The sequence below is a fragment of the Brevibacillus formosus genome, assembly GCF_003013405.1.
In the GTDB taxonomy this organism is placed as follows: Bacteria; Bacillota; Bacilli; order Brevibacillales; family Brevibacillaceae; genus Brevibacillus; species Brevibacillus formosus.
In genome coordinates this window covers 116111-129223 of the sequence record NZ_PXZL01000013.1, presented here as the reverse complement: position 1 = coordinate 129223, position 13113 = coordinate 116111, and the positions used below count along the sequence as shown (strand labels likewise).

Annotated in this window: 14 protein-coding genes; 4 read left to right on the top strand and 10 right to left on the bottom strand. The window is 48.3% G+C overall.

What is annotated here, in order from left to right; translation table 11 throughout:
* Nucleotides 1–109 precede the first annotated feature (109 nt).
* A complete protein-coding gene (locus C7R91_RS13125; protein WP_047068739.1) occupies nucleotides 110–481 on the top strand; it encodes a hypothetical protein in 372 nt (123 codons plus the stop codon).
* 76 nt (nucleotides 482–557) lie between these two features.
* On the opposite strand, the gene C7R91_RS13120 is transcribed toward C7R91_RS13125, so the two are convergent.
* The 6 genes from C7R91_RS13120 to C7R91_RS13095 are packed head-to-tail and all read right to left on the bottom strand — an operon-like array spanning nucleotide 558 to nucleotide 5431.
* Nucleotides 558–1739: a thiolase family protein gene (locus C7R91_RS13120; RefSeq protein ID WP_047068738.1), complete on the bottom strand. Its 1182-nt coding sequence runs from the start codon at nucleotides 1737–1739 to the stop codon at nucleotides 558–560.
* A 28-nt stretch (nucleotides 1740–1767) separates the two neighbouring features.
* Nucleotides 1768–2508, bottom strand: coding sequence for an amino acid ABC transporter ATP-binding protein (locus tag C7R91_RS13115; RefSeq protein WP_047068737.1), 741 nt, complete (start codon nucleotides 2506–2508; stop codon nucleotides 1768–1770).
* Between the two features lie 17 nt (nucleotides 2509–2525).
* Complete coding sequence (locus C7R91_RS13110; protein WP_047068736.1) at nucleotides 2526–3191, bottom strand: amino acid ABC transporter permease; 666 nt, start codon at nucleotides 3189–3191, stop codon at nucleotides 2526–2528.
* A gap of 49 nt (nucleotides 3192–3240) precedes the next feature.
* A complete protein-coding gene (locus C7R91_RS13105) occupies nucleotides 3241–4059 on the bottom strand; it encodes an ABC transporter substrate-binding protein (RefSeq protein ID WP_047068735.1) in 819 nt (272 codons plus the stop codon).
* Nucleotides 4060–4103: 44 nt separating this feature from the next.
* Complete coding sequence (locus tag C7R91_RS13100; RefSeq protein WP_047068734.1) at nucleotides 4104–4766, bottom strand: 3-oxoacid CoA-transferase subunit B; 663 nt, start codon at nucleotides 4764–4766, stop codon at nucleotides 4104–4106.
* Nucleotides 4766–5431: a CoA transferase subunit A gene (locus C7R91_RS13095; protein WP_047068733.1), complete on the bottom strand. Its 666-nt coding sequence runs from the start codon at nucleotides 5429–5431 to the stop codon at nucleotides 4766–4768. Before C7R91_RS13095 ends, C7R91_RS13100 begins: the two co-directional genes overlap by 1 nt.
* A 281-nt stretch (nucleotides 5432–5712) precedes the next feature.
* On the opposite strand from C7R91_RS13095, the gene C7R91_RS13090 reads away from it, so the two are divergent.
* Nucleotides 5713–7134 (top strand): sigma-54 interaction domain-containing protein, encoded by a 1422-nt coding sequence (locus tag C7R91_RS13090; protein ID WP_047068732.1) that lies wholly within the window; start codon nucleotides 5713–5715, stop codon nucleotides 7132–7134.
* A 438-nt stretch (nucleotides 7135–7572) separates the two neighbouring features.
* Here C7R91_RS13090 and C7R91_RS13080 read toward each other — a convergent pair whose 3' ends face one another.
* Together C7R91_RS13080 and C7R91_RS13075 are read right to left on the bottom strand one after the other, a co-directional pair.
* Nucleotides 7573–7974: a hypothetical protein gene (locus tag C7R91_RS13080; protein ID WP_047068731.1), complete on the bottom strand. Its 402-nt coding sequence runs from the start codon at nucleotides 7972–7974 to the stop codon at nucleotides 7573–7575.
* 51 nt (nucleotides 7975–8025) lie between these two features.
* Entirely contained in the window at nucleotides 8026–8868 is an 843-nt protein-coding gene (locus C7R91_RS13075) for a deoxyribonuclease IV (RefSeq protein WP_047068730.1), read from the bottom strand.
* 138 nt (nucleotides 8869–9006) lie between these two features.
* Here C7R91_RS13075 and C7R91_RS13070 point away from each other — a divergent pair, with 138 nt between their 5' ends.
* On the top strand, nucleotides 9007–9600 hold the full coding sequence (locus C7R91_RS13070) for a TetR/AcrR family transcriptional regulator (RefSeq protein WP_047068729.1): 594 nt from the start codon (nucleotides 9007–9009) through the stop codon (nucleotides 9598–9600).
* Between the two features lie 61 nt (nucleotides 9601–9661).
* Entirely contained in the window at nucleotides 9662–10909 is a 1248-nt protein-coding gene (locus tag C7R91_RS13065; RefSeq protein WP_047068728.1) for an MFS transporter, read from the top strand.
* Between the two features lie 60 nt (nucleotides 10910–10969).
* Here the strand turns inward: C7R91_RS13065 and C7R91_RS13060 are convergent, their stop codons facing one another.
* Both C7R91_RS13060 and C7R91_RS13055 read right to left on the bottom strand, forming a co-directional pair.
* On the bottom strand, nucleotides 10970–11836 hold the full coding sequence (locus C7R91_RS13060) for a universal stress protein (RefSeq protein WP_047069468.1): 867 nt from the start codon (nucleotides 11834–11836) through the stop codon (nucleotides 10970–10972).
* 163 nt (nucleotides 11837–11999) lie between these two features.
* On the bottom strand, nucleotides 12000–13061 hold the full coding sequence (locus C7R91_RS13055) for an HD-GYP domain-containing protein (RefSeq protein WP_047068727.1): 1062 nt from the start codon (nucleotides 13059–13061) through the stop codon (nucleotides 12000–12002).
* Nucleotides 13062–13113 lie beyond the last annotated feature (52 nt).

The following is a 13113-nucleotide window of genomic DNA, read 5'->3' as shown; positions in this document are numbered from 1 at the left end:
GCCGGTTGCTTCTTCTTGTGGGGAAACGCCGGCTTTTTTGATTGTCCCGTGTCATCATTATTTATCTGTGAGATAATGGAACGATGGCAGATAAAAGAGGTGAGCAACGATGGGAAGAAGTGTACATTTCGGCAAGACGGATTTTACCTTGCGTCTCACTGGCTTGCATACGCTCTTAGCCTTAAAGAGTACGATCACGTTACCTTATCACTCGATCAAGCATGTCGAGGTCGGTTCTTTTATTCCGCCAAAATGGATGTTGCGCATGCCAGGGACGTCTTTTGGACCATTGAACATTTATGAAGGAAGCTTTCAGCATCAAAATGAATGGTACTTCCTTTCTTTTACCCAGACTGATTCGTTGTTGATCCTAGAAGTAGAGGGTCATGTCAAATATCAGCATGTCATTGTACAGCTGGAAAACCCAACAGAAGTGGCGGCTACATTGCGAAAATATTTACGCGAACAAAAGGCCCCCTAATAAGCGATCAAGCTTCCATGGCAAAAAGCCCCGACAATTCAACGTTCGGGGCTTTTTCATTTGCACATAATAAGGTTTACATTGTCAAATTTTCATAGATCACTGACATTCCCATGCCACCTGCCATGCACAGCGTCACCATGCCATACTTCTCGCGTCTGCGCAGCATTTCGTTCATCAACGTCACAGTCAGTTTGGCTCCAGTTGCCCCTACAGGGTGACCCAAGGCAATCGCGCCTCCATTGACATTCACCTTGCTCGTGTCCAGCTCCAAGCATTTGATCACAGACAAAGCCTGGGCAGCAAATGCCTCATTCAATTCGATGAGTCCAATGTCACCCTGCTTCAATCCCGCTTTCTCCAGTACTTTTTGCGTGGCGGGAACTGGTCCGATCCCCATCACGTCAGGCTCGACTCCTGCGCTGGCAAAAGCCTTAATTTTCACGAGTGGAGTCAAACCCGCTTCCTCCGCCTTTTCACGAGACATCATCAATACAGCGGCTGCGCCGTCATTCATCGGACACGCATTTCCAGCAGTGATCGTTCCCTCTTTTTGAAAAACACTTTTCAGCTTGGCGAGCTCTTCTAGCTTAATATCATGGCGCACAGATTCATCCTGGGCAAAAACACGGGTGCCTTTGCGATCCTTGATTTCAATTGGTACGATCTCATTCGCGAACGTTCCCGCTTCGATTGCTGCCGCTGCTTTTACGTGACTCTCAAAGGCAAAACGATCCTGCTCTTCACGGGTAATACCGTACTGTACAGCCAGCCGTTCTGCGGTCATCCCCATATGCTCGCCGGTCAGCGAGCAGATCAACCCATCGGACAAAAGAGCATCCTCCATGGACAAATTGCCGAATTTGCTGCCCCAGCGGTTCTTCACGAGGTAGGGAACACTGCTCATGGACTCCACTCCGCCCGCAATCACCACGTCCTCTTGACCTGCTGCTATGGCTAGCGCACCGTTGCCAATCGCCTTCAATCCTGAACCACATGCTTTGATGACGATGTGACCATAGACATTGCGTGGAAATCCCGCCAGCTGCGAGCTGATACGTGCAGCATTGAGTCCTCCCCCATGTACGTACCCATTGCCAAAAATCACTTCATTGACTTGTTCCTTCGGCAAGTCAACCTTATTCATCAAGCCTTCCAATACTTGCCGTCCCAGCTCTGTTGCCGGTACGTCTCGCAGGCTTTTCCCAAATGCACCCACAGCACTGCGCACACCTGCGACAATGACCACGTCTCTCATGCCCCAGCTCCCTTTCGTTTTTACGCCATTACAGTACACGGTTCAAAAATTCTCTCGTGCGCTCTTCTTTCGGATTGTTGAAAATCTCTTGGGGTCTAGCCATTTCGATGATCTTGCCCTGATTCATAAACGCCACCCAATCAGCCACTTCCTTGGCAAACCCCATCTCGTGCGTCACGATAATCATCGTCATTCCTTCTTGTGCGAGCTGCTTCATTGTCTCCAGCACTTCCCCTACCAGCTCTGGGTCAAGCGCTGAGGTTGGCTCGTCGAAGAGCATGATCTCCGGTTTCATCGCCAGCGAACGCGCAATTGCCACGCGTTGCTTTTGGCCACCGGAGAGGCTGGATGGGTAGGCGTCCGCTTTTTCAGAAAGACCTACCTTTTTCAACAGCCGGAGCGCTTCCTGCCTCGTTTCTTCCTTGTCCGCTTTCTTCGCAATCAGCGGAGCCTCCATGATGTTTTCCAGAACGGTTTTATGCGGAAACAGATTGAAGTGCTGAAACACCATGCCTACCTTTTGCCGTACTTTGGTCAAGTCATCCTTCTTCGGATCGATGCTTTTTCCTTCGATATAAATCTCTCCGCCGTCCTTGATCTCCAGAAAATTAATGCATCGAATCAATGTGCTTTTCCCCGATCCACTGGCACCGATCAAGACGACGACCTCGCCCTTTCCGACTTGCAGGGTGACATCCTTGAGAACTTCCACTTTTCCGAAGCTTTTCTTCAAATTTTGCACGCGTATCATTTCTCTTTGCTTTTCCATCGTCTTTCCCCTCCGCTTTACGCCTCTCCTTTGGCCAAACGCTTCTCCATGATGTGGACCACATACGTAAACGCCATGACAATAACCAAGTAATAGAGCGCCACAATCAAAAAGTACGTCATTTCATCAAAGGTTTCCGCAGACAAGCGGCGGGCCAGTGAGAACAACTCATCCATGGCAATGAATGCGGCCAGAGACGATTCCTTCAAAGACAAAATAAACTGGTTGCCAAGCGGCGGGATCGATCGTTTCAACGCTTGCGGCAAAATGATCCGACGCATGGTCTGACGAGCGGACATGCCTAAAGACAGACCTGCCTCCATTTGTCCTTTATCAATCGACTGAATCGAGCCTCGGAAAATCTCTGCGATATAAGCTCCACTGTGGATCGCCAGAGCAAGCGCTGCCGACCAAAATTGACCGAGGTCAATGACTTTGTAAAAGCCGAAATACAAGACGAAAATTTGCACGACCAACGGCGTACCACGGATGATCATGATGTACGTATTGGCTATAAAACGTGCAACTGGAAGCTTGGATACCTTTAACAAGGCGACAAACAATCCGATAATCGAGCCTACGATAACAGAAGCGATCGTCAGCTGAAAGGTCAGCAGCAACGGCTTCCAAAAAAACGGCAATGTCCGGAAAAACTCTTCTGTCAGATGGGCAAAACTGGGCACTTGATGCCACCCCTCACTCGTAATGGAATATACTTCTCATACCAACTCACTATTCGGCTTTGCTAATGTCGCGATTAAAGTACTTTTCACTCAGTTTCGCGTAAGTACCATCCTCCATCATTTGCTTGTGTACTTCGTTGATTTTATTAAGCAATTCCGTATTTCCTTTGCGCACTGCGATTCCATGTTGGACTTCAGAGAGTGGCTTCCCGCTTTTCTTGAGCTTCAAGCCTTGCGCAATGGCAATCTCCCCTACGACGCTATCTGTAATCACGACATCGTGTTTGCCCTGCTCCAAGGCACGCAGAGCCGTTACATCGCTGTCATACGTTTTGATGTTGTCTGTATACTCCCGCGCCATCTTTTCGTGTGTTGTGCCGAGTGCGACTGCCACTTCTTTGCCTTTTAAACCTTCCAGCGTGCTAATCGTCCCATCCGGGCGAACGAACAGTTGCCCACCAGACAAGTAGTACGGGTCTACGAAATCAACCTGCTGCTTCCGCTCTTCTGTAATCGCATGGCTGGCAATCGCCGCATCGTAGCGTCCTTCCTTTACCCCCGCGATAATACCGGAAAAAGGCGACGTGACTGGCTTTGGCTCAAGCCCCAAGCGCTTGGCGATCTCATTGCCGATCTCGACATCAAATCCGGTCAATTGACCATCCTTGAAGTAGCTGAATGGCTGATATTCACCGGAAGCCGCATAAACAAATACGCCTGCCTCTTTTGTCATGGACGATGCATTTCCAGCAGGAGCCCCACCCGCTTGCCCTCCCGCACTGTTAGTGGATGCGCCTTGGCTACATCCGCTTACAAGTAGTGACAACGAAAATACGACTCCTGCGATCGTTTTGATTGTTTTTTTCATGTGCTTTATCCCCCTGTTCTATATGTTCGCGCTTACATTTTTCATTACTCAACCATTTGTAAATTTTCTGAAATCATTAGAGGTGCCCCGGTATTTGTGATGACATTTTCCAAGGTGAACGGGTACATTACCTCTGTCAAAAGCAAGCCTCTTTGCGTGACCTCGATTACGGCCCTCTCGGTGATAATGAGATCGACGCAGCCCTTCGCCGTCAGTGGCAGCGTGCACTCCCTGCGGATTTTGGGCTCACCTGCCTGATTGACATGGCTCATGAGCACGATCACTTTCTTGGCGTAATAGGCCAGCTCTGCTCCTCCACCAATACCATGAACACGTGAGCCAGGAACAATCCAGTTTGCCAGATCTCCTCGGCGATTCACCTGCAAAGCCCCGATAAACGCTGCATCCAGCTTTCTTCTTCGGATCATGCCATACGCTATGGTGCTGTCGAAATACGATGCCCCTGGGACAACGGTAACAGGAGCCCCACCAGCGTTTGAGATATGCTGGTCCTCTTCTCCCTTTAACGGCGTAGGTCCGACACCCAAGATTCCATTCACCGAGTGAAACATGACCTGCCATTCATGCGGGATAAAATCAGCGACGAGCTCAGGTATCCCGATCCCCAAGTTCACTGCCATTCCGGGAGTGACCTCTTTGGCCGCACGCCACGCAACCATATTTCGCTGATCCATTTCCAACCCCATTAGCTGTTCCCTCCGCCACGAACCACGATATAATCCACAAAAATGCCAGGCGTCACGATTTTATCAGGGTCCAGCTCTCCTGCGGGTACGATCTCTTCCACCTCAGCGATTGTGATATCTGCCGCCATCGCTACTAGCGGATTCAGATTTCTTGCCGCCTTGTCATAAATGAGATTTCCGTAAGTATCCGCCTGTTTCGCATAGACGATCCCTACCTCCGCAGTAAGGGCGGCTTCAATCTGACAAGATCTTCCGGCAAAAGCAAACGGCTCTGCTCCTTCCATTCGCTCTCCTCCCACATGCGCATCCACAACGATTCCTGGAATACCAACACCTCCTGCCCGAATCTTTTCTGCGAAAATTCCTTGTGGACAAAATGTCACTTCCAGCATTCCGTCCATCAATTGTTGACCTGCTTCGGGATTGGAGCCAATATGTGTGGTTATCAGCCGCCTCACCCGTCCATGACTGATCAGCTTTCCGATTCCGATTTCTGGATACCCCGCATCAATTCCGATAAGTGTCAAGCTTTGCACGCCTTTGTGCAAGATCGCATCAATCAATTGTGCCGGGGAGCCAATCGTGCCGAATCCGCCATACATCAGCCGGGTGCCATCCAGAACATGCTCCACTGCTTGTTCGTGCGTCACCAGTTTTGATAACATCGCATGCAGTTCCTTATCTCTTATTCTTGGGTAAATCGCTTACGTCCAACTATATAAAAGCAACTCTTGTGCCAAGCTTAAAAACGGCAAGAAAACGCAATCAAGCTACAAGCAATTCCTATTGCTGAGTCGAAATAGACTCACTTTTGAAACGAAAAGGCAGGAAAAGTCTAACTTTTTGCTCGAATCGATTTCGACTCAACTAGTTTTAAATTCGACTCACTATACAACAATCAATTTGATCTTGTACAATCAGTTGAAAAACCGGGGAGCTACTCAACATGGAAAAAGCTGCGGAGATACTAGCACTGTCTTCTGTTGATCGTTTTATTGACATCCTGAACACACTGGCAGATGGCATATTCATTGCTGATGCACAGGGAACTACTTTATGGTTAAACAATGCCAGTGAGAACCTGTGTGGTCTGCCAAAAGCCGAACTCATCGGGCAAAACGTATCCGACCTCGAAGAAATGGGGATTTTCAGTCCTTCTGTCACCCGCTTGGTCTTGGAAACGGGAAAACCGACCACAACCATTCAGCTCGTCAATAATAAGGGAAAATTTCTGGTGACCGGACATATTATCCCGGATGAGGATGGAAGGCCGGAGCTGATTGTTTCCCACTCGCGCGATATCACTGAGGCAGCCCGTGCCAGTTCACAGCTGGAAGAGACGGTTGCTTTGCTAAAGCGGTACAGCGAAGAGATTCAGCTCATGAAGTGGGAAGCGAGCCAGAGCTCCTCCCAAACCTTGATTGGCAACAGCCGTTCCTATCTCGCCTTGCTGGAATTAATGAAAAAAGCAGCCCCTGTCGACACGACCGTGTTTATTACAGGTGAAACAGGCGTAGGAAAAAGCTATCTTGCGGAGCAAATCCATCAATTGAGCGAACGAAGCAGCGGTCCGTTCATCCACGTCAACTGTAGTGCCATTCCCGAAACCTTGATCGAGTCAGAGCTGTTCGGCTACCACAAAGGCGCATTTACGGGGGCGAGTCACTCGGGGAAAATCGGATTAGTGAAAATGGCGGACAAAGGGACGCTTTTTTTGGATGAAATCAGCGAGCTTCCCTACCACCTGCAATCGAAATTATTACTGCTCCTGCAAAACAAAACGTTTATGCCGATCGGCGGCACGAAAACATATACAGCTGACATCCGCATTATAACGGCAACCAATGCCAACCTTCAGGAACTCGTGCGGTTGGGCAAATTCAGACACGACCTGTACTATCGCCTTAATATTTTGCCAATCAATGTTCCGCCATTACGGGAGAGAAAGGACGATATTTTCCCTTTACTACACCACAATTTACAGCGATTCAATAGCAAGCATAACCAGAAACGGCGTTTTTCCCCGGAAGCGCTGGATGTTTTGCATCAATACGAATGGCCTGGAAATGTGCGGGAGCTGGAAAATTTGGTAGAGCGGATCGTCATCACGTCCAAGCTGGATGAAATCCAAGTCAGTGATTTGCCAGAAGAACTGCGGAGTATTCGTGAGCTGGAGGAGGGAATTCTTTCACTCGGTTCTCTGTCTCTTACAGAGCGGATGGAGAAAATTGAGATGGAATTTATTCTGCAAGCATTGCGCACACACAAAACGACTCGCAAAACAGCAGCGGCCCTCGGCATAACCCAGTCGCTACTTATGCGGCGGATTAGAAAGTATGGGATTCAGCTAGATTCCGAGGAGGAATGATTAGGAAGCTGAGTCAACATTGTGGAGGAGAAGAAAAAGCGCAGTTCTCTTCAACTCTGACACGCCCGCAAGGGGGATTGACTGTCCGTCTCCACTTCAAAAAGGGGACCGTCGATCCAAAGCCACCCTACAGGCGGACGTTTCTCAGGGAAGAAGTGTTCGACAACCGGGCCCCTTTTTGAAGTTCCGACTGGGTAGGCGTTGTCAAGGTCTGCGAGTCCTGCGCTTTTTCTTCTCACCAGCTTTGTTGGTTCATCGGTACCTTTTGAACATAAGATCCTCATCAGTTTAAACTGAGGGATAATCTTCACAATGTTCCATGCTACTCATTAGATAATTTGACTACAACAAGCCTTTGGTGTGGTCTTCATTGCGCCTATACATTCTTATTAGCATAAAAAGGAGCGCTACCTCGCAGCGCTCCTTTTCGTTCTTGGATTACTCCTCAATCTTCTTTGCTTTTTTGCCAAACCACGTATTTGCAACCAGCTCGACTACTTGCTTCGGCAATGATTGCGGTGCTTGTATTTCCGTTCCTTCCTTGTCCACTGTACGGTACAGCAAAGCTTTGTCATCCGCTGGGTCGGACATGGTTTGCAGTGTCCTTTCGCCGATTTGTCCGGCGTTTGTCCACTCCTCGATCATCAGCTGATACTCCCCTGGAGCCAGCTCAATGTAATCCTCGTCAGTTACATCCACAATCGCATATCCATCATGCTCAATTTCAGCATCGTATGTATTACCGTTCGCCGCTTCGTACAGAGCGAGCTCCTCCGGGTTATTCAAGTTTTCTGTCAGATGAGTAAAATCCGCAATCGTCACCTTAATACGCTTTTTCATAGGTACCCCTCCCGTGTTGAACACATCATTTCACACTCTACCACAACATGGTCAGCCCTGCCAATTGTCTCTAAGCAGACGAACATGTTTGATTTCTTCGCTATGTCCCCCTTCTGAGCCTCTCGCCGTTTCCAGAACGATGGGAAGTCCTTGCAATTCGGGTGTTTGCAAAAAAGCGGCAATGGCTGCATCACCGATCATTCCTTTTCCGATGGAGGCATGCCGATCCCGAAAGGAACCACTCGGATAAACAGAATCGTTCAGATGAACGGCACGCAAGCTCGTAAAATAATCGAGCTCTCGCATCCGATCGGCTACTTCCCCCCAATCATTCCCTTTCCACAATCCGCTGGCAAATGCATGACACGTATCCAAGCAAAAGCCTACCTTTTGTGGCTCAGCAAACAATTGTCGAACCTGTGTAAGCTCTTCGAGTGTCGTGCCCATACGGTTGCCTTGCCCGGCATTGTTTTCGATTAACAGCTGGGCTTTTCCATTCCAGCCATCCAGTATTTGATTGACCATCTGGATCATGATTTTGTAACCGGTAAGGACATCCGCGCCTTTATACTGGCCAAAGTGAACGACTACGCCCAACGCTCCACAAGCTTCGGCAATTTCAAGGTCATTTCGTACGGAGCCCATTGTCACTGCGAAAAGCTCCTGCTCCTCGACACAAAGATTCACCGGGTATGAGGTATGAGCAATCGACAGCATACCGTTTTGCTGACAAAAAACGCGACACCGTTCTGCATCCCGGGCATCGAATTGCTTGACGCCCAAGCTACGCGGGTTTTTCGGAAAAAATTGAAATGATCGTGCTCCTTCTTTGTATGCAGTTTTCGCCGCCTCCTCATACCCATGACGAATACTGACATGACAACCGATTTGCAAGGTAATCCCTCCCTTCCTCGCTTCCTATTACTTTTCCCTCTGTCCCTTTTTCTCACTCGAGCACTTGCGCTTCCTTGTTAGATCGAATAAACTAAAACTAAACCGAACGTTCAGTCTAGAAAAAGGAGCTTTTAAAAAATGTCAAAGCGTCGTCTCGATGGAGAGAAAACCAAACAACATATCGTAGAGAAAGCCACCGAGTTATTTTCTCAGAAAGGCTATTCAGCCACTTCCATTGAGGACATTTGCCAAGCAACTGGAGCGAGTAAGGGCAGCCTCTATTACCACTTCAAAAACAAGGAGCAGTTGTTCCTGCATTTGCTTGAAAAGCAGTACAACGAATGGGTAGACCTGTGGCAGGAAAAAGAAAAAGAATTCGAGACATCCATCGATAAACTGTACGGCTTAGCTGCTTTTTTCTTGGAGGATTTTTTGTCCCACCCTCTAAAAAAAGCAGGCGAAGAGTTCTCCGGCAGCCAGCTCGCCGATCCAGTTATTTTGGAACAAGTGCTGGAAATGCTTGGCTCCACGTATACTCTCTATACTTCGCTCTTCCAAGAAGGAATCGACCGAGGCGAGTTCGCCCCATGCGATCCCGAAGAAATGGCGATGATACTGGAAGGGCTCTTGAACGGAATGATTAACGTAGGTTATCAAATGGATGACGAGCGTCTTCATGCTCTACTGAAGAGGAGCATTGACGTTTTGCTGCATGGCATTGTTGCCAAGTAGCATTTTTTTACCTTCAATTAAACCGGACGTTCGGTATAAATTTTCGGGAGTGATATGACCTATGAAAGGTCTTTGGGGAAACAAAGTTTTTCTCACCGTTTTTATCACGGATACATTAGAAAATATCGGTATATGGATTCGTAACATGGCCTTGCTTTACTATGTGATGGAGACGAGCGGCAACAATCCGACCGCCGTATCGCTTTTGACTGCTATCGAACTTGCGCCGATCTTGGTTTTTTCGATTATTGGCGGGGCATTGGCTGATCGCTGGAACCCGAAGCGAACGATGATAGCCGGGAACCTGTTAAGCGCCCTCTCTGTATTGGTCATCGTGTATTTGCTCTGGCAAGGGATGTGGATCGCTGTATTCTTTGCGACCTTTATCTCGGCTGTCGTGTCGCAGTTCTCCCAGCCTTCTTCTGCCAAGATGATGAAGCGTCATATTCCTGATGAGCAAGTTGCAGCAGCTGTGTCTATTTCACAAAGTACGGGTTCGATTTTTCTGCTGGTTGGCCCGATTGTTGGTACCTTTTTCTTTGAGCAGTGGGGCATCTACCCTTCCCTGTTAACGATGGCCGGCCTGTTCTTCGTCTCGGCACTGATCTTGCTGATACTTCCCACCTCAACTGCCAGTGCAACAGAGGAAGGTGGAACTCTCCTTTCTGAGATTAAAGCAGGTTTTGCCTATGTAAAAAAGCGACCAGCCTTGCGTCGGATCGCCATTACCTTTTCATGTCTGGGCTTATCCTCGGGTTTTATCAATTCACTGGAGGTATTTGTCATCACGGATCGTCTTTTACTTTCCAAGGAAGCCATTCAATGGTTTACCGCGCTAGACGGTTTGGGTATGCTGTTGGGCGGCATTTTGGCTTCCATTTATCTGGAACGCTTGAATAGTCGCTGGGTCATTACAGGTGGATTAATATTCTTCGCTCTCTCCGTCGCCGTAGAAGTTCTCTCTGTATGGATGTACCTAACTGCAGCGATGCGCTTTTTTACCGGAATAGGGATGGCATTTTTACAGATTGTAATCGGTATGTTCATGATCAAGCTCGTGGATGAAGCATATATCGGAAGGGTGAATGGAACGATTTCACCGCTCATGGTCGGACTCATGATGGTCGGTTCCTTTGCAGCAGGTCCGCTCATGCAGATGACTTCATTGATTACGGTATTTTTGATTGCATCTGTCATCCTTCTGCTCGCTGCATGGGGATGTAATCGAATCAAGTGGGATTCGGCGGAAGTAACACAAGATGGAGCTAACCAACTTCTCGAACACAAGCAGGCGCAAACTCTATCGTAAGAGACATACGACCAAGCAAAAAAGCTGTCCACCAAACGGACAGCTTTTTCTAATAAAATGCTATGCTTTCACAATGAGTAGTGGTGTTTTCGTACGATGAATCGTTTTAAACGTCACACTGCCGAGCAGCGTACCTGCGACTGCACCTTGGCCATGATGACCGAGCACAACCAGTCCAGCATCGATTTCTTCAGCGGTCTGACGGATCACAGTCGCTGGATCTCCGACCACGACCTTGCTTTCAAAAGGAAGCGATGCAGCTTCAAGCATCTCCTCGCAAGGTTTTAACGATTCACGTCCCCAACCTTCGAGTGTATTCATGTTATCCCAGCCTACGCCATAAACACCTGCATATGTGACTGGTGGGATGACAACGGACAAAAGCGTATACGATACATCTGGGAGGTGCTGACTCATCTCGATGGCTTTTTTCGCAGCTTCCATCGAATGATCGGAGCCATCTACTGCAATGAGTACTTTATTCCAAGGGAAGCGGTTCTCATCTGTCTCCTCTGCAATGAGGAAGACCGGAACTTTAACATCATGGAGTGTCGGATAGCTGACACTTTGCAATAGAAAGCCTGTAATGCGGCCGTAGCCATGTGTTCCCATTACGATAGCGGCATAGTCATTCGCAGCGTGCTTCGCAATGACTTCATGCGGCTCTCCGAACTCAATCTCCAATTCATACGTGATACCGGCTTCTTCAACAATCGACAGGAATTTTTTCAGATCTTCTCTTGCCTCATCCAATTGATAATCTTCTACAACATCTCGTCCCAACCTTCTGACAACATTGCGTGAAGGGAACGGAGAGATGGCATGAAGCAATGTGATATCATGCTTATTTTTGGCGTATGCCAGCGCAAAGCGGACCGCCTGAATGGACTGCGCTGAGAAATCAACAGGGACTAGAATACGGGACATAATGACACGTCCTTCCTCTTTTTCATCTGGCAAATGCGGTGTAGCTCTATGTACCCATCTGCCTTGAGTCCATTGTAGCCCTGTGGGCCCTACGTGTATGTAGGGGTTTTCCCTGATCTTGGTAGGGATATTCCCTGATAGGGAGTCCTATTCTTTCACTGTCCTAGTCCATGACAGCAGTGATAAAAATAGTAGGCTTCTCACTCAAATCAATGTCCGTAATCTCATGATCATCCACCATCCGCCGAGTCGCCTGCTGGTCTCTTCGAATGACCCGAACGACTGGACGTGAAGGCAAGCCTCTATTTTGGTCAATAATCACCCCGATCTCTCCTGTCGACAGCTTCAGCGAGGTTCCTGTCGGGTACATGGCAATCGAGCGCAAAAAGTGAATGACCATTTTATGATCAAAGCGTTTCTCCGCGAGCCCCATGACTTTTTCGCAAGCCTCATACGCAGGCAACGTCTCGTCTTCCGCTGAAAAAGGCGAGATGAGATTATCATAGTAGTTACAAATCGCAACAATCTTAGCGAAATCATGAATCTCATCGCCAGTCAGTCCTCGTGGCTGCCCACTACCATCCACCCATTCATGATGCTGCAAAGGAACGTGCGCGGACACAATGCTCATTTCATGTTTTTTTCGCAACAGATCAAAGCCCAGCCACGTATGATGATTAGTCTTGCTGTTCTTTTTATAGGCTGGGGCTTCCTTGTCGACTGACAGCTTTCCAATGTCATGCAAGAGGGCTCCGATGGCGAGCTCTTTTAATTGAGCCGTATTATAGCCTAATCCTACGCCCATTACTGTCGCCATCATGCACACATTCAAGGAATGAATGTACATAGCATTGTCAGTCGTGCGAATTTCTCCCAGATTCAAGAGCACGCGACGATTTCTTAAGGTTTCGTCGATGATACTTCCCACTGATTTTTGAATGCCGCGGACATCAAAATTTTTTCCAGACTGCACACACGAAATCGCTTGTGACAGATTGCGGATTGCGTCCTTCCGAGTAGTCTCCGTGACGACCTCCTGCTCTTTCACTTCATCGAGCAGCGGGTCTTTGATGCTTAGCATCGTGACGCCAAACCGACGCAATTTATTAATCATTCCGACAGTCAGCTGGACACCTGCATGCAAGAGCGTCAAGCCCTCGCTTGTATAAATGCTTCGAGCCAAAACGTCTCCTGGCTCTACTAGGTCTACATTCACATATTTCATGGGGTCTTTCCTCCTGATTCCATCCTCCCCTGATGCTTCTTCCCTTTCTTCG

Excerpts from the sequence above, each read along its gene's own strand:
- C7R91_RS13115 (WP_047068737.1), bottom strand. The coding sequence starts at position 2,508 with ATGGAAAAGCAAAGAGAAATGATACGCGTGCAAAATTTGAAGAAAAGC.
- C7R91_RS13120 (WP_047068738.1), bottom strand. The coding sequence starts at position 1,739 with ATGAGAGACGTGGTCATTGTCGCAGGTGTGCGCAGTGCTGTGGGTGCA.
- C7R91_RS13055 (WP_047068727.1), bottom strand. The coding sequence starts at position 13,061 with ATGAAATATGTGAATGTAGACCTAGTAGAGCCAGGAGACGTTTTGGCT.
- C7R91_RS13105 (WP_047068735.1), bottom strand. The coding sequence starts at position 4,059 with ATGAAAAAAACAATCAAAACGATCGCAGGAGTCGTATTTTCGTTGTCA.
- C7R91_RS13080 (WP_047068731.1), bottom strand. The coding sequence starts at position 7,974 with ATGAAAAAGCGTATTAAGGTGACGATTGCGGATTTTACTCATCTGACA.
- C7R91_RS13095 (WP_047068733.1), bottom strand. The coding sequence starts at position 5,431 with ATGTTATCAAAACTGGTGACGCACGAACAAGCAGTGGAGCATGTTCTG.
- C7R91_RS13090 (WP_047068732.1), top strand. The coding sequence starts at position 5,713 with ATGGAAAAAGCTGCGGAGATACTAGCACTGTCTTCTGTTGATCGTTTT.
- C7R91_RS13125 (WP_047068739.1), top strand. The coding sequence starts at position 110 with ATGGGAAGAAGTGTACATTTCGGCAAGACGGATTTTACCTTGCGTCTC.
- C7R91_RS13060 (WP_047069468.1), bottom strand. The coding sequence starts at position 11,836 with ATGTCCCGTATTCTAGTCCCTGTTGATTTCTCAGCGCAGTCCATTCAG.
- C7R91_RS13065 (WP_047068728.1), top strand. The coding sequence starts at position 9,662 with ATGAAAGGTCTTTGGGGAAACAAAGTTTTTCTCACCGTTTTTATCACG.
- C7R91_RS13070 (WP_047068729.1), top strand. The coding sequence starts at position 9,007 with ATGTCAAAGCGTCGTCTCGATGGAGAGAAAACCAAACAACATATCGTA.
- C7R91_RS13100 (WP_047068734.1), bottom strand. The coding sequence starts at position 4,766 with ATGGGGTTGGAAATGGATCAGCGAAATATGGTTGCGTGGCGTGCGGCC.